Below are 23750 nucleotides of genomic sequence, written 5' to 3'. Positions count from 1 at the left end.
TCAAGCATGAACAAAAAACAAGACCTCCCCTGGGATAATCCGCGTTTTCGCACGTGGATCGCCGTCGCCCGTGCCGAGAAGGCCATCGTGCGCGCGCTGAGCAAGAGCCTGGAGCCGCTGGGACTCAAGATCGCGCAGCTCGACATGCTGATGAATCTTTACCGGCATCCCGGTCAGTCGCAGCACGATCTGGCCCGCCGCCTTCTCGTGGGGCGCTCGAACATCACCATGCTGCTGCCGCAGATGGAGACGCAGGGCCTCGTCCGGCGCGAAGGCGACGCGAGCGACAAGCGCGTGCTGCGCCTGTGGCTGACGCCGGAGGGCGAAGCGCGCCTGATGCAGGCGCTCGCCGTCTATACAGAATTGATCGACCGGGTGATGGCCCAGTCGACGCCGGCGCAATGCGAGGCCATGGGCGAGCAGATGCGGCGCATCAGCGAGGCGCTGGCGGAGAGCTAGGGCATCCTTGGCCGACGCGGCAGCGCTTCGACTAAGGACCACCGGGGAAAGCAAGGATCCGGCGCCTTTCCGGCGCCCTTGTTTTGCCGGAAGCGCGCTCGATCAGGACTTCACCGGCGCAACGCGCAGATAGCTGCGGGGCGATGCTCCGAGCATCCGCTTGAACATGGTTGTGAAGGCAGCGACGCTCTCATAGCCGAGGTCGAGCGCCACATTGGTCACGCTTTCGCCCGCGGTCAGGCGCGGCAGCGCCGCGAAAAGACTGGCCTGCTGCCGCCAGAGCGAAAGGCCGATCCCCGTTTCCTGCTGGAATTTCCGCGTGAAGCTACGCCGGCTCATGCCGATCTCCGCCGCCCAGGAATCGATGGTGACCCGGCTGGACGGCGTTTCGAGAAAGCGCAGGCACAACCCGGCAAGCCGGGAATCGGTCGGGAACGGCAGGCCGAGCGGCATTTCCCGCAATCGCGGGATCTCATGCAGGATCAGTCCGTGCAGGAGCGCCCCCCGCCCCGAGGGATGCGCCTCGTGCGGCAGCGGCACAGCCTCGTCCAGCAGGCTCTGCATCAGATCAGTCACGCCGACGACCCTCAACGTGTCGGGCAGCCCGTCGATCGCACCGGGAGAGATATAGGCCGACTGCATCCGCACGCCCCCCAGCATGTCGACGGCATGCTCGATCCCCGCAGGGATCCAGATCGCGTGTCCGACCGGCACCATCCAGTGACCGAGAACCGTTTTCACCAGAACCACACCGGCGCACACATGCAGGAGCTGCGAGCGGCTGTGCTGGTGGCCGGCGACCTGAAATCCGTTCGAATACACGCTCTGCCAGACCACCACGTCGCCATCGACCTGTTCCAGCCAGGCGCGGCGACGCACATCGACCTGCCCCATCTCGCGCGCCAGGCGCTTCTCTTCCGGCGTGAAATCCCGCATGCAGTTTGGCCCACTCGCGAAAAAACTAGACCAAATCACCAAGGAAGGTCATTGGCAAGCAGCTTATAAGCACATCTGCCGCCTGCTTCAGCGGCAACATGACGGAGTTCCCCTTGACCGACACCACCGCCAGCCGGCTCCCGGCATCCGTGGAGAAGACCGCATTCTCGGTGCTCCTCGCCGTCAGCTTCTGCCACATGCTGAACGATGTGATGCAGTCGATGCTGGCGGCCATCTATCCGATGCTGAAAAGCGACTACGGCCTCGATTTCTGGCAGATCGGTCTCCTGACGATGGCGTTCCAGGTGACCGCATCGCTGCTGCAGCCGGCGATCGGCCTCTTCACCGACAAGAAGCCCCTGCCCTATTCGCTGCCGGTCGGCATGGGCTCGACCCTGATCGGCCTGCTGCTCCTGGCGACGGCGGCGAACTATCCGGTCCTGCTCGTCGGCGCGATGTTCATCGGCCTCGGTTCGGCGATCTTCCATCCAGAATCCTCGCGCGTCGCGCGTCTGGCATCCGGCGGCCGCTACGGGCTGGCGCAGGCCCTGTTCCAGGTCGGCGGCAATGCCGGGTCCGCCATCGGGCCGCTTCTGGCCGCCTTCATCGTGGTTCCGCGCGGCCAGGGCAGCGTCGGCTGGTTCTCGCTTGCCGCGCTCATCGGCATGATCATCCTGTGGCGGGTCAGCAGCTGGTACAGCCAGTACCGCCGCCGCACGGCGGCGCGGCCGGCAGCGGCCAGGACGCTGACGCTGCCGCGCGGCAAGGTGGCCATATCCCTCGCCATCCTCGTCGCGCTGGTCTTCGCCAAGAATGTCTACATGGCCGGCATCTCGAGCTACTACACCTTCTACCTGATCGAGAAGTTCGGCGTCTCGGTCCAGCACTCGCAGGTCCTGCTGTTCGTGTTCCTCGGCGCAGTCGCCGCCGGCACCATCCTCGGAGGATTGATCGGCGACCGTGTCGGCTCGAAAACCGTGATCTGGTTCTCGATCCTCGGCGTCCTGCCGTTCACCCTCGCCCTGCCCTATGCCGACCTGACCTGGACGCCCGTTCTCACCGTGGCGATCGGCATGATCCTGGCATCGGCCTTCCCGCAGATCATCGTCTTCGGGCAGGAACTCCTGCCGGGCCGTGTCGGGATGGTCGCAGGCATGTTCTTCGGCTTCGCCTTCGGGCTGGGCGGTCTGGGGGCGGCGGTGCTCGGCGTGGTGGCGGATGCGAAGGGTATCGAATATGTCTATAAGGTCTGCTCCTTCCTGCCGCTGCTCGGCCTGCTGACGGCTTTCCTTCCGAACCTCAAGAAGGCAGGATGACCGGAAGGAGGAGGAAGATTTGAGCGTCAGGCGCATCGTCAGCAACTTTCAGGTCGGCGACCCTGCAGCGGCGCAGCGCTTCTATGGCGACCTGCTCGGCCTCGATCTCCTGATGGATCACGGATGGATCGCCACCTACGGCAACACGGCCGAGATGCGCGTTCAGGTCAGCTTCGCGACGGAAGGCGGCGCGGGAACGCCGGTTCCGGACCTGTCGATCGAGGTCGATGACGTCGATGCCGTGCTGGCGAGGATGCAGGCGGCCGGCATCCAGATCGAATACGGCCCCGCGGATGAGCCCTGGGGCGTGCGCCGCTTCTACGTGCGCGACCCCTTCGGCAAACTGGTCAACATCCTGGCCCATCGCTGAGCCGCCCGGTTCGCCACTTCACCACATTGTCTTGGCGGCGCGCCCCGGCCATTCGTCATCATAGGCTTTGCCGTTGATCTTCTGCCGGCTGGTCGCCGAGAGGATCTTGCCGGGCGTCGGCAGATGCCTGGGATCGACATGCTTCTCGCCGTTCCAGAGGTCGGAGCGGACGATGGCGCGCGCACACTGGAAGTAGACGGCTTCGATCGACAGCACGATCACCGAGCGGGGCGCCGCTCCGGCCACCGAGAACGAGGCGCAGATTTCCGGATCGACCGTCAGGTGCGCCCGTCCGTTGACGCGCAGCGTCGTCCCGGAACCCGGGATGAGGAACAGAAAGGCCGCACGGTCGTCGCGGACGATGTTGCGCAGCGAATCCGTCCGGTTGTTGCCCCGCCGGTCCGGCATCATCAGCGTTCGTTCGTCATGGATGCGGACGAAGCCGGGCTGGTCGCCGCGCGGCGAGCAATCGACCCCTTCGGGCCCGACCGTCGCCAGGGCTGCGAACGGCGATGCCTCGATGAGCGCCGCATATTCCGGAATGATCCGCTCGGTCACCTTCACGAGCGATGCCTCCCCCGGCGTTCCGTAAAGCGCTTCCAGCGCGTCGAGGGAGGTAATGATGTGATCGGTCTGATCGGTCTCGCTAGTCGCCACGGCTCAGCCCCTTCTCCTGCAGCTCCTCCAGATAGCCCTGCCACTTCTCTTCCTTCCCCATGATCAGCTCGTGAAGGTAGAGCCATGTGAAGATGCCGCTCTGGTGGCCGTCGCTGAAAACGATCCGGACGGCATAGTTTCCCACGGGATCGACGCGAACGATCGTGACGCTTCGCTTGCCCGGCACGGTCACGCGCTGCTCCGGCGCATGGCCCTGCACCTCGGCCGACGGCGAGAGAACCCGCAGCATCTCCGCCGTGAGCGTGGCCGGCTCGGCATCGGCGAACAGGACGGTCATCGCCGCGCGGTCCCGGGATACGCGCAGTTCCCTTGGCGGCTTCATGGGATGAGATGGGGTCATGTGGCAGCGCCTTTCGGTCCATAGCAGTATTCAGGTTTGGCCGAGCGGAAAAGCCCCATATCGACGCATTGCCGAGCGGCGTGGCCTGATGCTAGCTTGCGGCGCTTGAATTGCCGGCTTCAGAAGACGACATGATGTGGAGAAGGTCCAGCCGGGGACTGCCAGCGAGAGCGAGCTTGAATGACGCAGTTTAGCATGATCGACCCCTTTGGCCGCGCCATCGACTATCTGCGCGTGTCGGTTACCGATCGGTGCGACTTCCGCTGCGTCTACTGCATGGCGGAAGACATGACGTTTCTGCCCAAGCGCGACCTTTTGAGCCTCGAGGAACTGGACCGCCTGTGCACCGTCTTCATCGAGAAGGGCGTCCGCCGGCTGCGGCTGACCGGCGGCGAGCCGCTGGTGCGCAAGAACATCATGCATCTGGTCCGCCAGCTTTCGCGCCACCTGAAGTCGGGAGCGCTGCAGGAGCTTACCCTGACCAGCAACGGCTCGCAGCTCGAGCGCTTCGCCGCCGAACTTGCCGACTGCGGCGTTCGCCGCATCAACGTGTCGATCGACACGCTCGACCCCGACAAGTTTCGCGTCATCACGCGCTGGGGCAATCTCGACAAGGTCATGCGCGGCATCGAAGCCGCGGAGGCCGCCGGGCTGCACGTCAAGCTCAACGCCGTGGCCTTGAAGGGTTTCAACGAGGACGAACTGCCGGAAATGCTGCGCTGGGCGCACGGCCGCGGCATGGACATGACCGTAATCGAGACCATGCCCATGGGCGAGATCGACGCCGACCGCACCGACCAGTATCTGCCCTTGTCCCTTCTACGCGCCCAACTCGAGCAGCAATTCACGCTGACCGACATTCCCTTCAAGACCGGCGGGCCGGCCCGTTATGTCGAGATCGCCGAAACCGGCGGCAGGCTGGGCTTCATCACGCCGATGACCCATAATTTCTGCGAAAGCTGCAACCGCGTGCGCATCACCTGCACGGGCATGCTCTACATGTGCCTCGGCCAGGACGATTCGGCCGACCTGCGCGCGGCGCTGCGCGCCTCGGAGGGCAACGAGCTGCTGTCCACGGCCATCGATGAAGCGATCGGGCGCAAGCCCAAGGGTCATGATTTCATCATCGACCGCCGCACCAACCGCCCCTCGGTTTCCCGCCACATGAGCGTGACGGGCGGATAGCTCCCGGCGGTCCTCCGGGCCTCCCGCGTTTGTCGGTGCCGGCTGGAATGCCAAGCCCATCCGGCGTCGTACATCATTGGCCGAGCACCGGAATAACCGAAAACCGGATTCCACTTTTCGATCCGATGCTTTAGTCTCCAGAATCGCTAGCCTTCTGGAGCGGTCTTGCCTCTTTCACCCAATCTGCGCGCCGCGTTGCTCATGTCGGTGGCGATGGCCGCCTTCACCGTCAATGACGTGCTGACCAAGCTCATCGCCCAGTCGATGAACATGGGTCAGGTGATGCTGATCCGCGGCATCATGGCGACGCTGCTGATCGGCCTGTTCGCCTGGCGCTGGGGCGCCTTCGCACGCCTGCGCTCCATCCTGCATCCGATGATTGCCCTGCGCGTCATCGGCGAGACCGGCGCGACGATCTGCTTTCTGGCGGCGCTGCAGCACATGCCGATCGCCAACATCTCCGCCGTGCTCCAGGTGCTGCCGCTGACGGTGACGATGGGCGCGGCCCTGTTCCTCTCCGAACCGGTCGGCTGGCGGCGCTGGAGCGCTATCGTGGCCGGCTTCATCGGCATCCTGATCATCATCCGTCCCGGCTTCGAGGGCTTCAACGCCTACGCGCTCTACGGCCTGGCCTCCGTCGCCTTCGCCACCATGCGCGACCTGACCACGCGCCGCATTCCGTCGGCCGTGCCGACACTTCTGATCTCGACCGCCACCTCCGCCGCCGTCACCCTGGCCGGGGCCATGCTGGTCGTTCCCTATGGCGGCTGGGCGCCGGTGGACGGCCGGTCCCTCGGCATGCTGGCGGCGGCGGCGCTTTTTCTCGTCTTCGGCTACCAGTTCATCATTCAGGCGCTGCGTGCCGGCGACCTGTCGTTCATAGCGCCGTTTCGCTACACCGCCCTCTTGTGGGCGCTGGCGCTCGGTCTCCTGGTCTTCGGCGACAAGCCGGATCTGCCGATGATCATCGGCGCGACCATCGTCGTCTGCTCCGGTCTCTACACGCTCTATCGCGAGCGCTTCCGCGGCACCATGAAGCCTGCCGCGAAGAGTACCAGCCCCAGCATGACGCCCGGCGGAACCTGACCGTAGCCGCCCAGGTCCTGGCCGCATGTTCCTGCCTCGGGTACTGGCCGCATGTTCCGGGAAGAGCAATTCCAGGTTTGACTTTGTTCGCCGGACACGGTTGTTGGGGCGGCATCGTTCTCACAAAGCACTGGCCAGTCCCCTGTTCGACCGCACCACCCCTCCCCACATCATGACGCTCGTGGTCGCGACCGCGACGGCGGCCGTGTCGATGAATGTCTTCCTGCCGTCGCTGCCCGGCCTGGCGACCTATTTCGACGCCGACTACAGTGTCGTCCAGCTCGCCGTATCGCTTTATCTCGCCGCCACGGCCGCCCTCCAGCTCGTGATCGGACCGGCTTCCGACCGGCTCGGCCGCCGCCCGGTGATGCTGGCCTGCTTTGCGATCTTCATCCTGAGCACCATTGCGGCACTGAACGCGCCGAACATCACGATCTTCCTGATCTGTCGCGTGTTCCAGGCGTTTTCCGCCGCCGGCATGGTCCTGTCGCGCGCCATCGTCCGTGACACGGTCAGCGCGGAGGATGCGGCCAGCCGCATCGGCTACATTACCATGGGCATGACGCTCGCGCCCATGATCGGGCCGCTGATCGGCGGTATTCTCGATGAACTCTACGGCTGGCAGGCCACGTTCTACCTGATCCTCGCCTTCGGCATCGTCTCCTTTGCGATCGTCTATCTCGATCTGGGAGAAACCAACGGCAACCGCTCCGTCAGCATGACATCGCAGCTGAAGCACTATCCCGAGCTGTTTCGCGCGCGCCGCTTCTGGGGCTACACGGCAACGGCCGCCTTCGCGTCAGGAGCCTTTTTCGCCTTCCTGGGCGGTGGCCCCTATGTCGCCACCGAGATGCTGCACCTGACATCGTCGGGTTACGGCATGTACTTCATCCTGATCTCCCTCGGCTACATGTTCGGCAACTTCCTGACCGCCCGCTTCTCGCGCAGCTTCGGCATCAACCGCATGATGCTGGTCGGCAACATCATCGCCACGCTCGGCCTGGTCCTGGCGCTGGTCCTGTTCACCGCCGGCTATTTCCATCCGCTCTCGCTGTTTGGCCCGTCCATGTTCGTCGGGATCGGCAACGGCATGACCATGCCCAACGCCAATGCCGGTCTGGTCAGCGTCAGGCCACACATCGCCGGTACGGCGTCGGGACTGGGCGGCGCGCTGCAGATCGGCGGCGGCGCGGCGCTGGCGGTCGTGGCCGGTGCGCTGCTGACGGCGGAATCCGGCCCCTTCCCGCTGCTTTGGGTGATGCTGATCTCGTCGGCTCTGGCGATCGGCGCCTCCCTCTACGTCATCCATGTCGCCCGCCAGTTGGGTCTCTCCGACGGGGAACCGACATGATCAGAAAAATCGCCGGCGTCATTCTGGCTGGCGGCGAAGCCACCCGCATGGGTGGCGGCGACAAGGGGCTCTCGGCGATCGGCGACACGACGCTCCTCGGGCTGGTCGCAACGCGCCTTGCCTCACAGGCGGATCACGTGATCCTCAACGCCAATGGCGATCCGGAGAGGTTCGCCTCCTTCGGCCTCGACATTGTCGCCGATCCGTTTCCAGAGCCGGTGGGGCCGCTCGGCGGCGTTCTCGCCGGCCTGCGCTGGGCGGAACGGCAGGGATCCTTCACGCATATCGTTACCGCTGCCGCGGACACGCCGTTCTTTCCGCTCGACCTCGCCAGGCGCCTCGGCAATGCGGCAGCCGATATACGGGGCATCGTCCTTGCGCGGTCGCTGGGACGCATCCATCCGGTTTTCGGCCTGTGGCCCCTGGCGCTCGCCGACGATCTCGAAACATATCTTGCTCAAGGCGGAAAACGCCGGGTAACGGCCTATGCCGGCGACCGTCACCTCGCCGCGCTGGTGGACTTCCCCACGGAGCCCGACAGCGACCCGTTCTTCAACGTCAACACGCCGGAAGACCTGCGCAGGGCGCGGGCGATGATGCAGGGGGAAACGAAATGAGCCACCGCGTTTTCGGCATTGTCGGCTGGAAGAATTCCGGCAAGACAACCCTCACCTCCCGCCTGATCGCCGAGTTGAGCGGGCGCGGATTGCGCATCGCAGCGGTAAAGCATGCCCATCATGCGTTCGACATCGACCATGAGGGCACGGATTCGTTCCGCCACCGCAGCGCCGGTGCGGCCGAGGTCGCCATCGTCTCCAGCCGCCGCTGGGCCCTCATCCATGAGTTGCAGGACGAGGAGGAGCCGGGCCTCGAAGCGATGCTCGAACGGCTTTCTCCCTGCGACCTCGTCCTCGTCGAAGGCTACAAGCGCGGCCCGCATCCCAAGATCGAGTGCCGGCGCAGCGGTGCGAAGGACACGGCACCCCTTGCGGCAGAAGACCCCGCGATCCTTGCGATTGCGGCCGATCATGACACCGAGGGCGGCGGCCTGCCGCTCTTTTCGCTGGAAGACATTTCCGGCATCGCCGATTTCATTCTTCAGCAGACCGGATCGGAAGCGCCGGACGCTGACCCGTCTCGGCCTGTATGACACGGCTTTTACGGTTGCATTCTTGCGCGGAACGATGGGAATATCCGGTCTCATGACCCGCTCCGGGGCACGTGCCCCGGGATGGAGAAGAAAACAGAGAGGAACACGAATGCGTATTTCAAGGCGTATCGCGCTTGCATTGCCGGCTGCGGCTCTTGCGCTGGCTGTGGGAGCAGCCAATGCCCAGGAACCGATGAAGATCAAGATCGGCACGGAAGGCGCCTACCCGCCCTTCAACAATCTCACCGCGGACGGCAAGCTTGAAGGCTTCGACATCGATATCGCGCGGGCGCTCTGCGAAGAGATGAAGGCCGAGTGCGAATTCATCACGCAGGACTGGGATGGTATCATTCCGGCGCTGCAGGCCGGCAAGTTCGACGCCATCATCGCCTCGATGTCGATCACCGAGGATCGCAAGAAAGAGGTCGATTTCACCAACAAATACTATAACACGCCGCCCGGCATCGTCGCACCCAACGATACCGACATCGCGGGCGTCACGAAGGAAGACCTGGCCGGCAAGAGCATCGGCGCGCAGGGATCGACGACGCATTCCGCCTATGCGGAGCAGACCTATACGGACAGCGACGTCAGGCTCTACCCGACCGCCGAGGAGTACAAGCTCGACATCATTAACGGGCGGCTCGACGCGGTCACCGACGATGTCATCGTCCTGCAGGAATTCCTGGAGAGCGACGAAGGCGATTGCTGCAAGCTGGTCGGCACGATCACCCCGGTCGAAGCGATCCACGGCCCCGGCGCCGGCATCGCCATCCGCAAAGGCGAGGACGAGCTGCGTGAAAAGTTCAACGCGGCGATCATCGCGCTTCGCGAGAACGGCAAGTACAAGGAGATCAACGACAAGTATTTCTCGTTCGACGCCTATGGCGATTGAACGCGCATAACATGTCTTGATCGAAGCACCATGCAGGCGGCGGGACGTAGGTCCGGCCGCCTGTCTTGCAAGACGAGCCGCCATGCGGCACATGCAATCGGAACCGGGAACCGCAGCCAGGGGCACGCGCTGCGACAGCCAACAATCCCGGAACGATGCCCAAAACGGGGATTTGGGAGATGGAACGGGTCTTGACCCTGCTGAGCTTCGGGCCCGAAGGCTGGGGCGATAACATTGCGGAAGGCGTGCTGGTAACGGTGTCGCTTGCGCTCGCGACGCTGCCGCTCGGTCTGCTCGTGGGCTTCTTCATCGCGCTCGGCAAGCGCTCCAACGACCGCTTCCTGCGCCTGGCGGCCAACATCTACACGACGCTGTTTCGCGGCCTTCCCGAACTCCTGACCCTTTTCCTGGTCTTCTACGGCGCGCAGATCGGACTGCAGCGCCTCGTCCATCTGTTCGATCCCTCGGCGAACATCGAGGTCAACGCCTTCGTCGCCGGCATGATCGCGCTCGGCGTGGTGTTCTCCTCCTATGCCAGCGAGGTGTTTCTGGCCGCGTTTCGCGCCATCCCGCAGGGACAGTATGAGGGCAGTTTCGCGGTCGGTCTCTCCGGACTGCAGACCATGCGGCTCATCATCCTGCCGCAATTGGTGCGCCTTGCCCTTCCCGGCCTCTCGAACCTGTGGCTGATCCTGCTCAAGGACACGGCGCTCGTTTCGGTCATCGGTCTTGCGGATATCCTCCGCCAGAGCGGCATTGCGGCGCGGGTGACCAAGGAAGCCTTCCTCTTCTTCGGCATCGCCTGCCTGATCTATCTGGTTCTGGCCATGCTTTCCTCCATCGTCCTGCACGCCATCGAGAACTGGACCCGGCGCAGCGGGGCATCGCGATGAGGACGGAACAGACCCTGGCGGCGGAACGACCGCCGGTCGTGAGAGACCGCTGGACCCTCCAGCGCACCATCGGCGTTGTCCTCCTGAGCATCTGGGCCGCCCTCGCCCTGGCGGTGCTGGTCTTCATGCTCGACGCCTGGGACCCGGCGATCTTCCAGCGCTATCTACCGCGCTACCTCTCGGGCCTGTGGGTCACCGTGAAGCTGGTCGTCGTCTCGGTGATTCTGGGCGCGCTCCTATCGATCCCGATCGCCTATGGCCGCACCTCGCGCAACGGCTTCGTCGCGGCGCTGGCCTATGCCTATGTCTATTTCTTCCGCGGAACCCCGCTTCTGGCACAGACCTTCCTCGTCTATTACGGGCTCGGCTCGTTCCGCCCGGAACTGCAGGCGGTCGGGCTTTGGACCTTCTTCCGCGAGGCCTGGTACTGCGCCGTCTTCGCCTTCACGCTGAACACCGCCGCCTATCAGGCGGAAATCCTGCGCGGCGCGATAGAAAGCGTCCGGCGCGGCCAGTGGGAAGCCGCCGCGGCACTCGGCCTGTCGAAGATGCAGACCATCCGCAAGATCATCGTGCCGCAGGCGATGATCGTCGCCCTGCGCCCCTATGGCAACGAGATCATCCTGATGATCAAGGGGTCTGCCATCGTGGCCATCATCACGGTCTACGACCTGATGGGCGAGACCCGGCGCGCCTATTCGCAGACCTTCGATTTCCAGACTTACATCTGGGCGGCCATGATCTATCTTGCCATCGTCGAGGTGCTGCGCAACCTGATCGACTGGATCGAGCGCCGCATCACCCGCCATCTGAAGCGCTGAGGCAGGCCGGCGGCCTGGCAGCGAGAACCACCGGGAGAGCAGTGCCGAATGTCTGAAGTCGCGTTCATCGGACTGGGCGTCATGGGATACCCCATGGCCGCCCACTTGCAGAACAAGGGCGGCCACAGGGTGACCGTCTACAACCGCAACGCCGCGAAGGCCGAGAAATGGGTTGCGGAACATGGCGGACAGACGGCGGCGACGCCGATGGAGGCCGCACGCGACAAGGATTTCGTGTTCGCCTGCGTGGGCAATGACGACGACCTGCGCTCGGTCACGACCGGCGAGCACGGCGCGTTTCACGCCATGAAAAGCGGCTCCGTCTTCATCGACAACACCACGGCCTCCGCCGAAGTCGCGCGCGAGCTGGCCGCCGAGGCGCAGAAGCGCGGTTTCGATTTCATCGACGCCCCGGTTTCCGGCGGCCAGGCCGGCGCGGAGAACGGCGTGCTGACCGTCATGTGCGGCGGCGACCAGGCCGTGTTCGACAGGGCGAGCCCCGTCATCCAGTCCTTCGCGCGCATGGTCGGCCTCATGGGACCGGCGGGCGCCGGCCAGCTGACCAAGATGATCAACCAGATCTGCATCGCCGGTCTCGTTCAGGGACTGGCCGAGGGCATCCATTTCGGCAAGAAGGCCGGCCTCGACATCGAGAAGGTGATCGACGTCATCTCCAAGGGGGCCGCCGGCTCGTGGCAGATGGAAAACCGGCACAAGACGATGAACGAGGGGCGTTACGATTTCGGCTTCGCCGTCGACTGGATGCGCAAGGATCTCGGCATCTGCCTGGCCGAGGCCGATCGCAACGGCGCCGCGCTGCCGGTCACGGCGCTGGTCGACCAGTTCTACAAGGAGGTCCAGTCCATGGGCGGCAAACGTTGGGACACGTCTTCCCTGCTCGCCCGGCTGGAGAAGTGACCGTGTACCGCAGCCGGGTCACCGCACCTGGCTGCTGCCGCGCGGTGCGCAGGCGTCACGCCGCGTTGGAAGCGCCCGACTCCTTGTCGAGGACCAGATAGTCCAGCGGCAGCTCGGTCGTGTACTTGATCTGCTCCATCGCGAAGGTGGACGACACGTCGCGGATCTCGATCTTGGCGATCATCCGCTTGTAGAACGCGTCATAGGCGGCAATATCCGGCACCACGACGCGCAGCAGATAGTCCACATCCCCACTCATGCGATAGAACTCAACCACCTCCGGGAATTGCTGGATGACTTCCGAGAAGCGCTTCAGCCATTCGTGGCTGTGCATGTTGGTCCGGATCGAGACGAACACGTTCACCTTGGCGTTGACCCGCTCGGGGTCGAGAACGGCGACGCGCCGGCGGATGACGCCCTCCTCCTCCAGCTTCTGAATGCGCCGCCAGCAGGGCGTCGTCGAAAGCCCGACCTTTTTCGCCACATCGGCGACCGCGAGGGTCGAATTTTCTTGCAACAGGCGCAGGATCTTGCGGTCTAGGCGGTCCATGGTCGACTCCGGAGAAAAACAGTTTCCTAATTTGCCAACGGAAATCCCCGATAACAAGAAACATTTTTCCTATGAATGCGGCTGAGAAGTTGATTATTCCCATCAACTGGCAAGATGGGAGCGAATTTCCTCTCTCAGAACCGGCAGCAGGTCGCGCTCGAACCAGGGATTCTTCTTCAGCCAGCCGGTGTTGCGCCAGGAGGGATGCGGCAGCGGCAGGACGCGCGGGCGCGCCTCCCGCTCGAACAGGCGCCGCCAGTCGCGCACCGTCTCGGTGAGCGTCGCGGAACGCTCCCTGCCCAGATGCCAGGCCTGCGCATACTGCCCGATCACTAGGACAAGGGCGATCTGCGGCATCAGCCCCATCAACGCGTCGCGCCAGGCGGGCGCGCATTCCTTACGCGGCGGCAGGTCGCCGCCCTTGGCGTCAAGACCGGGAAAGCAGAACCCCATCGGCGCGATGGCAAACCGGTCCGCATCGTAGAAGGTCGGCCGGTCCACCTGAAGCCAGTCGCGCAGGCGGTCGCCGGACCGGTCGTCGAAGGGAATGCCCGAGGCATGCACCCGTGTTCCCGGCGCCTGGCCGGCGATCAGGATACGCGCCTTGCGCGACCCGACCACCACCGGCCGCGGCTCGTGCGGCAGCGGCGTGGAAAGCGGAGCCTCGACGCAGATCCGGCAGGCCCGGATGCGCGTCAGGAGCTGATCCAGCGGCTGGCTCACCGAAGCCGCCTCAGGCTTTCGCGCTCGGCCGCCCGGACACGGTGTGATACCAGCGTGCCAGATGATCGAGCCCTTCGGGAAAGGCCAGTTTCGCGGGCTTCATGAAGTCGATGCTGACCAGCCCCGTAATGTCGGCGACGCTGTAGTCGTCGCCCGCGATGAATGGTCGGTCCGCCAGCGCCTCGTCGAGATGGCGCAGGAACGCGAAGACCTTCGGCTTGTTGGCCTCGCCCCAGGCCGGCACCTGCGGCACCTCCCATTCGCGCATCGCCGGATGCAGGTGACGGAACACCTGCGCCACGGGAAGGAAAAGATGCATCTCCACGCGCCGCTGCCACATCTCCACCAGCGCGCTGCCGAGCGCACCCTTGCCGAACAGCGCGGGTTCGGGATGCAGGGCCTCGAAATAGCGGCAGATGGCGATCGTCTCGGTGAGGATCGTCCCGTCATCCAGCTCGAGCACCGGCAGGCGCTGCAGCGGATTGCGCTTCGTCAGCGACGCGGACCGATGCTCCATCGCGCCCATGTCCACCAGTTCGAGCGGAACCTCGATGCCCTTTTCCGCCAGAAAGATGCGAACGCGGCGCGGGTTCGGCGCCCTGCCTCCATCGTATAGTTTCATCGGCTCACCCTCACAGATCGCTCCCAAACAGATATCCGGATATGCGCGCAAGCAGGCGTCTGACGATGTTCGCCACCCGTCCGGCAATGCCCGTCGCCTCCATGCCGGCTTCCTGTCCGTGCAGTTCGCGCCAGTCGCGCGGCGCGTCGAACGCACCGTCCCACAATCCCCGGCGCGCCCGGCGCGCATCCGCCTCGACGCGGTCATAGTCGCCATAGGCCACGGCCCATCCGGCTTCCACCAGCGCTTCCCCGACATCCCTGCCGCCCGCCGTGCAGACGGCGAGAAGCCGGTCATACCGGTCGCGCTCGAACCCCTCGCAATCCACCGGTCCGGTGCCGACCAGCTGCCGGAGCATATCGCGCGCCTGCCTGCCGCAGGCATAGGTCGCACCCTGCCGGCTGCAGGTCTGCGCATATTCCGGCGCGTCCAGCCCCTTCAGACGAATGCGCTCGCCGGAAACCGTGATCGTGTCCCCGTCATGCACCGTGACCGCCCCCGAAAGGCTGCGCATGCTGAAACGGTCAAGCCGCTCGACGGCCAGCGCAACCGCCACGAGCAGACCGAGTGCCAGCAGCAGATCGCCAAAGCGCCCGAACCGGCTCCGCCGGCGCTTTCTGAAACGGCTGCGGCTCATCTGCTGAAGGGTCTCTTAATCATTCCTTGATAGCGTCATAGCTGAATAGCTGGAATGCAAAACGGGTGATGGCGCCGCAACCTTCAAAATCGGCTGACAAATTCATTGTGGACCGCACCAAGCCGCATCGCAACAGCAATGTCGGCCGGGCTGTGCGCCGCACGCGCGATCGCCTGTCACAGAACGCCGGCAGCCCCGATTTCAACCGAGACCTGCTGAAGATCCACGCCCACGCGGTCCTGCGGGCCGCACCTGCGCTCCCCGTTCTCGTCACGCTCGTATGCCTTGCCGGCTTTTACTTCGGCATGGGGGAAGCAGTCTCCCTGTGGGCGCTTGTCGCGACGCTCTGCTACGCGCCGCTCTATCTGGTCGCGCGGGGAATCGAGAGGCGCAGCCGCAACGAGATCGAGGTGACCCGCAGCCGTCACCTGCTGTTCCTGGCCCATTTCGTCAGCGGTCTCGGCTGGGCATACTTCATCACGTTGCGCTGCGGGGACTGTGGCGTCTCGCAGCTCCCGGCGCTGCAGGCGGCCCTTCTTCTCTGTGTGATCGCGGCCACGGCGATGATCACGGCATCGCTCGGCGGCGCGCTCGTTGCGGCCTTCGCCGGACCCGTCTGCCTGTTCGCCCTCGGCATTGCAGGACAACCGGTTCCAGCCTATGCGGCGATGGCCGTCCTGCTGGCCGTCTCGCTGCCATTCTTCGCTTATGTGGCGCATCACCGCAAACGGGCGGCCCTGACGCTTCTGTCGTTCAACAGCGAGAAGGACGGTCTGATCGGCGAGCTGGAAACGGCGAAGTCGATGTCGGACGAGGCACGCCGCCGCGCCGAGGAAGCCAATCTCGCCAAGTCCCGTTTCCTGGCCTCGATGAGCCATGAACTCCGGACACCGCTCAACGCCATTCTCGGCTTCTCGGAGGTCATGGCGAACGAGGTTCTGGGGCCGCTGGAGAATCCCACCTACCGAAGCTATGCGGGCGACATCCACGAATCCGGCCGGCACCTCCTGAACCTGATCAACGAGATTCTCGACCTGTCGCGCATCGAGGCCGGGCGTTATCAGCTCAACGAGGAACCGCTGCTTCTCGCATCCGTGGTCGAGGATTGCTGCCGGCTGATGGAATTGAAGGCGCGCGGCAAGGACATCCGCCTGACCGTGCAGGTGGAGCCGACGCTTCTGCGCCTGTTCGCCGACGAACGGGCCATCCGCCAGATCGCTCTCAACCTGCTTTCCAACGCAGTGAAATTCACCGCCACCGGCGGCGAAATCCGCATCCGCGTCGGGTGGACGGCAGGCGGCGGACAGTATCTCTCGATCAGCGACAACGGACCCGGCATACCGGCGGACGAGCTGGCGATCGTGCTGTCGGCGTTCGGCCAGGGGTCGATCGCCATCAAGAGCGCCGAACAGGGCACCGGGCTTGGCCTGCCAATCGTCCAGGGACTGGCCGAACTGCATGGCGGGGCCTTCGAACTGAAATCTAAGCTCCGCTCGGGCACCGAGGCGGTCGTCGCCTTTCCCCGCTCCCGCGTCATGGAAGAGCTTCCGGCCATGCCGCAGGAAAGAAAGGCCGTTTCTGGCGGCCGGCGCTGACGCGGGTCGCGTCCTACATGGCCCGGTCCTAGCCGATGCGCCGCGCGATCTCGGCCACGCCGCCGGCAAGGACCGCAGCCGACTTGACCACCGCCGCCGCGAGAGCTGCCGCAGAGCAGTCCCCCCGCGTCACGCCGAACGCCAGCAACGGCTCCAGCTGCAGGTGCGCGGCAGCCTGCTGCATGGCGGGCGTATCGGCCGAGGCGAGCAGGCAGTGAGATGCCGCACCCGGCGCAAGCCGCTGCAGGATCGCCGCAGCAGCCAGCGCCGGCAGACCGTCGAGGATGACGGGAATGTTCTGGGCGCGCGCCGCCAGGATGGCACCGGTGAGTGCCGCGATGTCACGCCCGCCGAGGCGGCGCAGCACTTCAAGCGGATCCCGCAGGCTGCCGGCATGGCATACGAGGGCGCGGGCGATCGTTTCGCCGCCGAAGGCGCCCTCGCCCCCTTCATACAAGGCAGCCAGCACGGCGCCTGCGGCAATCTCTGCCTGGGCGCCCAGCGCGCCGAGGCAGAGCAGATCGCCTCCCTCCGCCGTCGCCTCCATGCCGAAGGCGATCGTCGCGGCGCAGCTCCGCTCGTCAAGCGCTGCATCCCTGGTGATGTCCGTCGAGGGCATGTCGAGCGCCAGGTCGAAGACGTTCAGCGACAGGTCGTTGGCAACGCACAGATGCGACACCGCCGCGGCGCCCGCGGCCACCGCATCCACGCGGCCGCGCTGCGCCGCCAGCACGTCTTCCTCGCCCGAGGCGAAGCCGTGCGTCGCGGCATAGAGGGCCACGCCGGCCTGCCCGATCAATGGCGGAACGCGGCCCCGTGTAGCGGCGAGCCAGACGGCCAGTTCCTTGAGACGGCCCAGATCGTCCCCCGCATGGCCAGCCTTGGCGAACGCGGCCGCCATGCCGGCCGCCGCGCCCTGGTCCGGCCCCTTGATCTGCGAGAGCAAGGCGCGCACATCGTCGAATGGCATTCCCGAAACGGTCATGAAAGAAGAAATCCCGGTTGGAGACGGGCACCGGCATAACGGTCGGGCGCGCCCGACGCAATGGGTCTGAACGACACGGCAACGGGCATTCCGGCTGATCGGGACGAACGGCGCCCCGGGCCGCCGGCGCACGACCCCCTTGCGCATGGCCGGCGAATGCCCCATGTCAGACCAAATGGTTTGACGGGTCATGGCTGAAATCGAATCTCCCTGTATCCTCGTGTGCTCCATCGACATCAAGACGGGCTACTGCTTCGGTTGCGGCCGGACGCGCGATGAGATCGCCGCATGGCTCAACATGCCGCCGGGCCAGCGACGCGCCGTCATGGAGACGCTGCCCGACCGCCTCGAAACGGTCGAACGACGCCCGCGGCGCGAGACCAGGCGTGCCCGGCTTGCCCGCCTGCGCGCGGCTGGGGGCTGAGGGATGCGGCTGTTCTGGATCGCCATCGCGGTGCTCGGCGGCGGGTTGGTCCTGCTGGTCGCCAACCACGATTCCGGCAGTGTCTTCGGCATCGAGAACAACGCCTTCGCGCGCACCCTGTATCTCGGCGTCCTGGGTTCGGTGATCGCGCTCGGCCTGCTTGGGTCGGGCCTGCGGATGGGCCAGATGGCGCGGTCGCTGGCAATCTGGGCGCTCGTCATCCTGGCGCTCGTCGCCCTCTACCAGTATCGCTACGAGCTGCAGGACGTCGCCTCCCGGGTGACCGCCGGGCTGGTGCCCGGAAGTCCGGTCTCCATCAGCGACGATGCCGGAGCCAGGGTTCTGGTGGACCGATCCTCGCGCGGGCATTTCGAGGTGCTGGCCGATGTCAACGGGGCCTCGATCCGCATGCTGATCGACACCGGTGCAAGCGGCGTGGTCCTGTCGGCCGAGGATGCCGTTCGCTCCGGCTATGACCTGAGCAGGCTCGATTTCCGCATCCCCGTATCGACCGCCAACGGCACCGCCCTGGTAGCGACGGCGCGCGCCGGGGAGATTCGCGTCGGCGCGATCGTCCGCAACGACCTGCCGGTCCACATCGCCCAGCCGGGCAGGCTCACCCAAAGCCTGCTCGGCATGAGCTTCATCGACACACTGTCCGGGTTCGATCTGCGCGGCGACCGCATCGTCCTCAGGGACTGACCGCGGGAGCGGTTTTCCGGTTCCTTGTAGGCTGGCGATCCAATCCTGTGCGCCCGCCAGTGGTGTCGATGCTGGTCTCGACCTCGAGCCGGTAGCGCCCGCCGACGGTGCGCCAGCGGTCGGCGACGGCCCGCTTCACCGCGTCCATCCGTTGCGCCCCAAGCCTGCTACCGCCGCCGGGCTCCGAGTAGAACAACCGCAGCACCGAAGGCTCCTTGTCGAGCAGGGCAATCATCTGCTCGAGCCTCGCCCGCCATTCGGGCCGGAGCAGCACCTGTCCCTCCTCGAAGGCCCCGCCGTTCAGGTCGAGCCGCACGACACGGCCGATCGACGCCCCGAAGGCGAACTCTGACGCCTTGCCCGCCGTCAGCCGCACGACGCGCGGGTTCTCGGTCGTCAGCCGGTAGCCCGACGGCAGCGAGCGCGGGTCGAGCTTCAGCATGTAGTTCGTCCCGATCCGCTGGTCCGGCAGATCGGCGCAGGCCACGTGGAACCGGCCGTGCTTGTCGGAGGTAACGAGCAAGCCCTTCACCGTGGCGACACGCGCACCCGGCAGGCCCGGCTCGCCCGCATCCTGGTAGCCGTTACGGTTCTTGTCGTCGAACACCTTGCCCAGCACGTCGCCGCAGTCGAAGATCGCTTCGACCACCACCTCGACCGCCGCCGTCGCCACCCGAGACACCACCTTCCCCGTTTCGTCCTCCACGTGAGCGCGGTTGACGTACTCGTCCGGCTTGGCCGCCGCCGTCGCCACCAGCGAGAGCGTAATCTCCACCTCTTCGTCCGGATTGAGCGTTACCTTCTCGAAGACGATCCGCCGCCCCCCCCCACCTTCGGCGTGACCGGCGCACCGTTGAAGGTCGCCGAGCCCGACACATAGGCGAAGGCCACCCGCACCTGGTCGATCAGGTTGACCACCGTCGGGCTTGTGATGCCGAGCGCCTTCGCCCGGATTGTGTAGGGCACCCGCCCGCCGCGCCTGACCTCGGCGATCCCGGCCGTCTTCGTGATGGCGAAGCCAGGCAGGTCAACCATCGCCGAGGCTTCCGGCGACTGCGCGAGGCGCCCCTTCGGTCCTGTTCCGGCCGCCGTCGCCACGTTTGTGATACCGTCCTCGACGTCCTGTGCACGTCCGATATCGGCCGCGCTCAGCCTATAGACCGCCGTGAAGGTCTGTCTCTCGCCCGGAAGGAGATCGGCGCTCGCCGGGGTGAAGCCCGACAGCGATCCTGTCCCCGGATGCCCGTCGAAGCGCGGACCAGGATCACTCGGCTGCACCCCGGTCAGAGAAACATTGCCGTCGTTCTCCACCTGAAGTGTGTAAAGCACCGTATCGCCCCGCTGGGCCAACACGTTCGGGTCGCCCTGATATGCGCCTGTCTTCTGAAGCGCCAACGACACTCTGTGCGGCAGTGGCGTCACCGTCGGGTCGTCCGGATCGCCGTCGCCGTCAGGATCGATGTCCGCCTTCGACAGTGGATAGCTGGCCATTAAGGCCGTCGCACTGACCGCGCCCGGTGCCAGGCTGGCGTCAACCACCATAGTGAACGAGGCCATGGCGATGCCACTTCGCGCACATTGCCAGTGTTTCAATCTCGAAACCACATGCCACCATACAGGCTGGGTTCGAACTGGCGGAAGAAGGCCTGATCGTCAGCGTCTGCGACGGCGCAGCGGCCGTGAAGACGAAGACGCTTTGCCCCCAATCCGTTTCCATTGGGAACGTGAGCGTCGTGGAAACACCCGTGGTGCCGGCAGTGATCCCCGTACAGGCACCGTAGCTTCCGGTTCCCCACTCCATACATGGGACTGCGGTATGTCTGCCCGACCGTGAGGCCGCTCGTGGTCGTGGAAATACCTTCCGGAGGATTGGTACCGTCGTTGTGAAAGCTCGCGAACGAGGTGGGGGGGGGGGGGGGGGGGACGGGTCCGTTGACCCATGGAGTGTTTCCCAGGCCGCTCGTCGTGTTGGGGGGCGAACAATCCGGCGTACCGCCGGCGATCGACCATCCCGGCGGGACGACACCGGCGCCGTAGCTGCACGGAGACGTCGGCGGGATCGTTTGCGCATGGGCATGGTCGGGCAATCCGACAAGGCCCCCCACCGCGATCAGCAACACCCCCGAGAGACTTCGACGGATGGGGACCACCCATTCCCGCAACGCCGCGTTCGCATGATCGACAGTCCCGGTGCGCCGGCTGTTCAACCTCATCGCAACAACTCCCGCTTGCTAGGGCGCCGCTAGCGCCGATACCTGTTTGCCGACGGCAGCTGCAGAGCGGCCGGCTGCGCCGATCCGCGCCCGCAGAGCAAATCGTTAACAAAACGTTAATGGGGAAGAGACCGGGAGCGGTCAGTGCCGGAGAGGTAGGTTTACGGTAACGTCCGGCGACGATACGCGGATGCCGGGATACCGCCCCGTGGCGGGGCGGCGCTTTGGCATCCGCGGATGCGGCCTGTCGGGAACGCTACAGCTTCAGCCCGCGCAGCCTCAGCGCGTTGCCGATAACGGACACGGACGACAGGCTCATCGCCGCGGCGGCGATCATCGGCGACAGCAGAACGCCAAAGACCGGATAGAGGATACCGGCCGCGACCGGCACGCCGAGTGCGTTGTAAATAAAAGCGAAAAACAGGTTCTGCTTGATGTTGCGGAGCGTCGCGCGCGCCAGTTTGCGCGCCCTGACGATGCCGTTCAGATCACCCTTGACCAGGGTGATCCCGGCGCTCTCCATCGCAACATCAGCGCCCGTTCCCATCGCGATGCCGACATCGGCCGCCGCCAGCGCCGGGGCGTCGTTGACACCGTCGCCGGCCATCGCGACACGCGCGCCCTTCGCCCGCAGTTCATCCACAAGCGCCTTCTTGTCCTCGGGCAGGACATCGGCGCGCACCGCATCGATGCCGAGCTTCTTCGCCACCGATTCGGCGGTTCGACGGTTGTCGCCGGTCGCCATGATGATGGTCAGGCCGCTCTCGTGCAGGGCGCGGATCGCCGATTGCGCGCTTTCCTTTATGGGGTCGGCGACGGCGACAACCCCCGCCAGCCCGCCGTCGACGGAAACGAACATCGCCGTCTTGCCCTCCGCCTGCAACCGTTCGGCCGTCTCCCGGAGTGCGGCGACCGGGACACCGACCGCCTCCATCATCGCCGCGTTGCCCAGCGAGACACGCCGGCCCGAAACCCTGCCGGAGACCCCCTTGCCGGTGACGGCTTCGAAATCCTCGGCCGCAGCCAGCTTGGCGCCCTCGGTCTGCGCGCCCTCGACGATCGCCTCCGCGAGCGGATGCTCGGAGCCGCGTTCGAGGCTGCCCGCAAGCATCAGGAGATCGGCGCGCGAGATGCCCTCGGCGGGGACCACATCCGCGAGCTTCGGCCGCCCTTCGGTCAGCGTTCCGGTCTTGTCGACGATCAGCGTGTCGACCCCGGCAAAACGCTCCAGTGCCTCGGCGTCGCGGATCAGGACGCCGGCCTGCGCACCCCGCCCGGTCGCCGTCATGATCGACATCGGCGTCGCAAGCCCGAGCGCGCAGGGACAGGCGATGATCAGCACGGAGACCGCCGAAACGATCGCGAAGATCATGCTTGGCGGCGGCCCGACCAGCGCCCATACGATGAAGGCAGCAATGGCGATCAGGACCACCGTCGGCACGAACCAGGCCGCCACGCGATCGGCCATGCCCTGGATTGGCGCCCGCGAGCGCTGCGCGGAAGCGACCATCTCGACGATGCGCGACAGCATGGTTTCGCTGCCGACCCTTTCGGCGCGCATGACCAGCGACCCGTTCTTGTTGAGCGTGCCGCCGGTCACGGGATCGCCCTTGGTCTTCTCGATCGGCACCGGCTCGCCGGTGATCATCGATTCATCGACCGCCGAACGGCCGTCCTCCACCACACCGTCGACGGGCACTGCCTCGCCCGGACGGACGCGCAAATGGTCTCCCGCCCGGACCTGATCGAGCGGCACGTCCCGTTCGGCGCCGTCCGCATCGATCAGCCTCGCGGTCTTGGGCGACAGATCGAGCAAGGCACGGATCGCGGATCCGGTGCGCTCGCGCGCCCTCAGTTCCAGAACCTGGCCGAGAAAGACCAGCGCAACGATCACCGCGGCGGCCTCGAAATAGACGGGCACGGCACCGCCATGGGTGCGGAAGGATGGCGGGAAAAGGCCCGGCAGGAGCGTCGCCACGACCGAATAGAGATAGGCGGCGCCGACGCCGATGGCGATCAGCGTCCACATGTTCGGGCTGCGGTTGACGATCGACTGCCAGCCGCGCCGGAAGAACGGCAGCGCCGCCCAAAGCACGACGGGCGTCGCAAGCGCCAGCTCGACCCACACGGCCGTCCGTTCCCCAAGCCAGTGGCGCAGGGGCAGGCCGACCATCGGCGCCATGGCGATCACGAAGACGGGGACGGACAGCAGCGCGCTGACCCAGAAACGGCGGGTGAAGTCCACCAGTTCGGGATTGGGGCCTTCCTCGCCGGTCGGAACGCCCATAGGCTCCAGCGCCATGCCGCATTTCGGGCAATCGCCGGGTCCGTCCCGAACGATCTCGGGATGCATGGGGCATGTGTACCGGGTGCCTTTCGGCATCGGTTCGGGCTTCGGCCGGTCGCCGAGGTATTTTTCGGGTTCCGCAACAAACGTCTCGGCGCAGCCGGAAGAGCAGAAATAGTGCTTTTCACCGCCGTGCTTGTGCATATGCCGCGCCGTCGAGCGGTCGACCTCCATGCCGCAGACCGGATCCGTGGCGACGAGATAGTTGTCCGGGTCGGACATAAAACGGTCGCGACACGAGGTGCTGCAGAAATGATAGCTGTGCCCGCCATGCCGGGCGGCCGGCTTGCCCGCCTGCGGATCGACCTCCATGCCGCAGACCGGGTCGCGAACGACCTCCGCGCCTGCGCCGGCAGGGTCTCTGTGATGATCGTGGTTCGTGGTTCCGTTCGTCATCGCACGTGCTCCGCGAATGCTGGTTTTCCAGGTTCGCAGCGTGCATAGGGCTTCCAGTCGCTGGAAGGTCAAGCGGCAAGAGGATGCCGTGTTCCGGCTCCTTTCGTCGGCCGGAACACGGATTTTGCCGCGACGGATGCGCCGAACGACCGAACCGG

At 65.6% G+C, this 23750-nt stretch carries 25 protein-coding genes and 1 pseudogene; 15 read left to right on the top strand and 11 right to left on the bottom strand.

Features of this window, described 5'->3' with window-relative positions; genetic code table 11:
• Nucleotides 1-6 precede the first annotated feature (6 nt).
• Complete coding sequence (locus NA2_RS15755) at nt 7-459, top strand: MarR family winged helix-turn-helix transcriptional regulator (RefSeq protein WP_008598011.1); 453 nt, start codon at nt 7-9, stop codon at nt 457-459.
• Nucleotides 460-561: 102 nt separating this feature from the next.
• Here NA2_RS15755 and NA2_RS15750 read toward each other — a convergent pair whose 3' ends face one another.
• Nucleotides 562-1395, bottom strand: a complete 834-nt coding sequence (locus tag NA2_RS15750) for an AraC family transcriptional regulator (protein ID WP_008598010.1) — start codon at nt 1393-1395, stop codon at nt 562-564.
• A 113-nt stretch (nt 1396-1508) separates the two neighbouring features.
• On the opposite strand from NA2_RS15750, the gene NA2_RS15745 reads away from it, so the two are divergent.
• The gene (locus tag NA2_RS15745; protein ID WP_008598009.1) at nt 1509-2711 is read left to right on the top strand and encodes an MFS transporter; all 1203 of its coding nucleotides are present in this window, start codon (nt 1509-1511) and stop codon (nt 2709-2711) included.
• Between the two features lie 19 nt (nt 2712-2730).
• A complete protein-coding gene (locus tag NA2_RS15740; protein WP_008598008.1) occupies nt 2731-3081 on the top strand; it encodes a VOC family protein in 351 nt (116 codons plus the stop codon).
• Between the two features lie 18 nt (nt 3082-3099).
• Here NA2_RS15740 and NA2_RS15735 read toward each other — a convergent pair whose 3' ends face one another.
• A complete protein-coding gene (locus NA2_RS15735; protein WP_008598007.1) occupies nt 3100-3738 on the bottom strand; it encodes a pyridoxamine 5'-phosphate oxidase family protein in 639 nt (212 codons plus the stop codon).
• The gene (locus tag NA2_RS15730) at nt 3728-4081 is read right to left on the bottom strand and encodes a gamma-butyrobetaine hydroxylase family protein (RefSeq protein ID WP_040678153.1); all 354 of its coding nucleotides are present in this window, start codon (nt 4079-4081) and stop codon (nt 3728-3730) included. The genes NA2_RS15735 and NA2_RS15730 overlap by 11 nt, the downstream gene beginning before the upstream one ends.
• A gap of 198 nt (nt 4082-4279) precedes the next feature.
• Here NA2_RS15730 and moaA point away from each other — a divergent pair, with 198 nt between their 5' ends.
• The 9 genes and pseudogenes from moaA to NA2_RS15685 form a co-directional block, all read left to right on the top strand.
• A complete protein-coding gene (gene moaA, locus NA2_RS15725; RefSeq protein WP_040678151.1) occupies nt 4280-5284 on the top strand; it encodes a GTP 3',8-cyclase MoaA in 1005 nt (334 codons plus the stop codon).
• A gap of 165 nt (nt 5285-5449) precedes the next feature.
• Nucleotides 5450-6370, top strand: coding sequence for a DMT family transporter (locus tag NA2_RS15720; RefSeq protein WP_008598004.1), 921 nt, complete (start codon nt 5450-5452; stop codon nt 6368-6370).
• A 130-nt stretch (nt 6371-6500) separates the two neighbouring features.
• Entirely contained in the window at nt 6501-7721 is a 1221-nt protein-coding gene (locus NA2_RS15715) for a multidrug effflux MFS transporter (protein WP_040678177.1), read from the top strand.
• Nucleotides 7718-8338 (top strand): molybdenum cofactor guanylyltransferase MobA, encoded by a 621-nt coding sequence (gene mobA / locus NA2_RS15710; RefSeq protein WP_008598002.1) that lies wholly within the window; start codon nt 7718-7720, stop codon nt 8336-8338. Before NA2_RS15715 ends, mobA begins: the two co-directional genes overlap by 4 nt.
• Nucleotides 8335-8871: a molybdopterin-guanine dinucleotide biosynthesis protein B gene (gene mobB, locus NA2_RS15705; protein WP_008598001.1), complete on the top strand. Its 537-nt coding sequence runs from the start codon at nt 8335-8337 to the stop codon at nt 8869-8871. Before mobA ends, mobB begins: the two co-directional genes overlap by 4 nt.
• A gap of 109 nt (nt 8872-8980) precedes the next feature.
• Nucleotides 8981-9766, top strand: coding sequence for an ABC transporter substrate-binding protein (locus NA2_RS15700; RefSeq protein ID WP_040678149.1), 786 nt, complete (start codon nt 8981-8983; stop codon nt 9764-9766).
• 179 nt (nt 9767-9945) lie between these two features.
• Entirely contained in the window at nt 9946-10659 is a 714-nt protein-coding gene (locus tag NA2_RS15695) for an ABC transporter permease (protein WP_008597999.1), read from the top strand.
• Nucleotides 10656-11480: an ABC transporter permease gene (locus NA2_RS15690; protein ID WP_008597998.1), complete on the top strand. Its 825-nt coding sequence runs from the start codon at nt 10656-10658 to the stop codon at nt 11478-11480. Before NA2_RS15695 ends, NA2_RS15690 begins: the two co-directional genes overlap by 4 nt.
• Nucleotides 11481-11504: 24 nt before the next feature.
• A pseudogene (locus NA2_RS15685) lies at nt 11505-12398 on the top strand (NAD(P)-dependent oxidoreductase); the annotation flags it as partial.
• A gap of 55 nt (nt 12399-12453) precedes the next feature.
• Here the strand turns inward: NA2_RS15685 and NA2_RS15680 are convergent.
• The 4 genes from NA2_RS15680 to NA2_RS15665 form a co-directional block, all read right to left on the bottom strand.
• A complete protein-coding gene (locus NA2_RS15680; protein ID WP_008597996.1) occupies nt 12454-12948 on the bottom strand; it encodes an Lrp/AsnC family transcriptional regulator in 495 nt (164 codons plus the stop codon).
• A 102-nt stretch (nt 12949-13050) separates the two neighbouring features.
• Nucleotides 13051-13671, bottom strand: coding sequence for a uracil-DNA glycosylase family protein (locus NA2_RS15675; RefSeq protein WP_008597995.1), 621 nt, complete (start codon nt 13669-13671; stop codon nt 13051-13053).
• A gap of 10 nt (nt 13672-13681) precedes the next feature.
• Nucleotides 13682-14293 carry a glutathione S-transferase gene (locus tag NA2_RS15670; protein WP_008597994.1) on the bottom strand — a complete coding sequence of 204 codons (612 nt, stop codon included), beginning with the start codon at nt 14291-14293 and terminating at the stop codon, nt 13682-13684.
• 10 nt (nt 14294-14303) lie between these two features.
• The gene (locus tag NA2_RS15665; protein ID WP_008597993.1) at nt 14304-14930 is read right to left on the bottom strand and encodes a thermonuclease family protein; all 627 of its coding nucleotides are present in this window, start codon (nt 14928-14930) and stop codon (nt 14304-14306) included.
• A 68-nt stretch (nt 14931-14998) separates the two neighbouring features.
• On the opposite strand from NA2_RS15665, the gene NA2_RS15660 reads away from it, so the two are divergent.
• Nucleotides 14999-16525, top strand: a complete 1527-nt coding sequence (locus tag NA2_RS15660) for a sensor histidine kinase (protein WP_008597992.1) — start codon at nt 14999-15001, stop codon at nt 16523-16525.
• Nucleotides 16526-16553: 28 nt separating this feature from the next.
• Here NA2_RS15660 and NA2_RS15655 read toward each other — a convergent pair whose 3' ends face one another.
• A complete protein-coding gene (locus NA2_RS15655; protein ID WP_008597991.1) occupies nt 16554-17510 on the bottom strand; it encodes a nicotinate-nucleotide--dimethylbenzimidazole phosphoribosyltransferase in 957 nt (318 codons plus the stop codon).
• Nucleotides 17511-17700: 190 nt separating this feature from the next.
• On the opposite strand from NA2_RS15655, the gene NA2_RS15650 reads away from it, so the two are divergent.
• Together NA2_RS15650 and NA2_RS15645 are read left to right on the top strand one after the other, a co-directional pair.
• Nucleotides 17701-17934: a DUF1289 domain-containing protein gene (locus NA2_RS15650; RefSeq protein WP_008597990.1), complete on the top strand. Its 234-nt coding sequence runs from the start codon at nt 17701-17703 to the stop codon at nt 17932-17934.
• A 3-nt stretch (nt 17935-17937) separates the two neighbouring features.
• Complete coding sequence (locus tag NA2_RS15645) at nt 17938-18636, top strand: TIGR02281 family clan AA aspartic protease (protein ID WP_008597989.1); 699 nt, start codon at nt 17938-17940, stop codon at nt 18634-18636.
• Here the strand turns inward: NA2_RS15645 and NA2_RS22330 are convergent.
• From NA2_RS22330 to NA2_RS15630, 3 genes are all read right to left on the bottom strand, one after another.
• On the bottom strand, nt 18626-19411 hold the full coding sequence (locus tag NA2_RS22330; protein WP_040678148.1) for a hypothetical protein: 786 nt from the start codon (nt 19409-19411) through the stop codon (nt 18626-18628). The genes NA2_RS15645 and NA2_RS22330 overlap by 11 nt on opposite strands.
• 20 nt (nt 19412-19431) lie before the next feature.
• Nucleotides 19432-20193: a DUF7507 domain-containing protein gene (locus NA2_RS22325; protein ID WP_040678146.1), complete on the bottom strand. Its 762-nt coding sequence runs from the start codon at nt 20191-20193 to the stop codon at nt 19432-19434.
• Between the two features lie 912 nt (nt 20194-21105).
• Entirely contained in the window at nt 21106-23592 is a 2487-nt protein-coding gene (locus NA2_RS15630; RefSeq protein WP_008597988.1) for a heavy metal translocating P-type ATPase, read from the bottom strand.
• Between the last annotated feature and the right edge of the window lie 158 nt (nt 23593-23750).

The sequence above is a fragment of the Nitratireductor pacificus pht-3B genome (assembly GCF_000300335.1).
Classification (GTDB): domain Bacteria; phylum Pseudomonadota; class Alphaproteobacteria; order Rhizobiales; family Rhizobiaceae; genus Nitratireductor; species Nitratireductor pacificus.
The sequence above is the reverse complement of the archived record's forward strand: the minus strand, read 5'-3'. Positions and strand labels throughout refer to the sequence as shown.

Bases quoted from the DNA above. Each gene is read 5' to 3' on its own strand.
- NA2_RS15655 (WP_008597991.1), bottom strand. From the start codon at position 17,510: ATGACCGTTTCGGGAATGCCATTCGACGATGTGCGCGCCTTGCTCTCG.
- NA2_RS22325 (WP_040678146.1), bottom strand. From the start codon at position 20,193: ATGGCCTCGTTCACTATGGTGGTTGACGCCAGCCTGGCACCGGGCGCG.
- NA2_RS15665 (WP_008597993.1), bottom strand. From the start codon at position 14,930: ATGAGCCGCAGCCGTTTCAGAAAGCGCCGGCGGAGCCGGTTCGGGCGC.
- NA2_RS15690 (WP_008597998.1), top strand. From the start codon at position 10,656: ATGAGGACGGAACAGACCCTGGCGGCGGAACGACCGCCGGTCGTGAGA.
- NA2_RS15650 (WP_008597990.1), top strand. From the start codon at position 17,701: ATGGCTGAAATCGAATCTCCCTGTATCCTCGTGTGCTCCATCGACATC.
- NA2_RS15700 (WP_040678149.1), top strand. From the start codon at position 8,981: ATGCGTATTTCAAGGCGTATCGCGCTTGCATTGCCGGCTGCGGCTCTT.
- mobB (WP_008598001.1), top strand. From the start codon at position 8,335: ATGAGCCACCGCGTTTTCGGCATTGTCGGCTGGAAGAATTCCGGCAAG.
- NA2_RS15750 (WP_008598010.1), bottom strand. From the start codon at position 1,395: ATGCGGGATTTCACGCCGGAAGAGAAGCGCCTGGCGCGCGAGATGGGG.
- NA2_RS15645 (WP_008597989.1), top strand. From the start codon at position 17,938: ATGCGGCTGTTCTGGATCGCCATCGCGGTGCTCGGCGGCGGGTTGGTC.
- mobA (WP_008598002.1), top strand. From the start codon at position 7,718: ATGATCAGAAAAATCGCCGGCGTCATTCTGGCTGGCGGCGAAGCCACC.
- NA2_RS15730 (WP_040678153.1), bottom strand. From the start codon at position 4,081: ATGAAGCCGCCAAGGGAACTGCGCGTATCCCGGGACCGCGCGGCGATG.
- NA2_RS15695 (WP_008597999.1), top strand. From the start codon at position 9,946: ATGGAACGGGTCTTGACCCTGCTGAGCTTCGGGCCCGAAGGCTGGGGC.
- NA2_RS15755 (WP_008598011.1), top strand. From the start codon at position 7: ATGAACAAAAAACAAGACCTCCCCTGGGATAATCCGCGTTTTCGCACG.
- NA2_RS15660 (WP_008597992.1), top strand. From the start codon at position 14,999: ATGGCGCCGCAACCTTCAAAATCGGCTGACAAATTCATTGTGGACCGC.
- NA2_RS15630 (WP_008597988.1), bottom strand. From the start codon at position 23,592: ATGACGAACGGAACCACGAACCACGATCATCACAGAGACCCTGCCGGC.
- moaA (WP_040678151.1), top strand. From the start codon at position 4,280: ATGACGCAGTTTAGCATGATCGACCCCTTTGGCCGCGCCATCGACTAT.
- NA2_RS15680 (WP_008597996.1), bottom strand. From the start codon at position 12,948: ATGGACCGCCTAGACCGCAAGATCCTGCGCCTGTTGCAAGAAAATTCG.
- NA2_RS15670 (WP_008597994.1), bottom strand. From the start codon at position 14,293: ATGAAACTATACGATGGAGGCAGGGCGCCGAACCCGCGCCGCGTTCGC.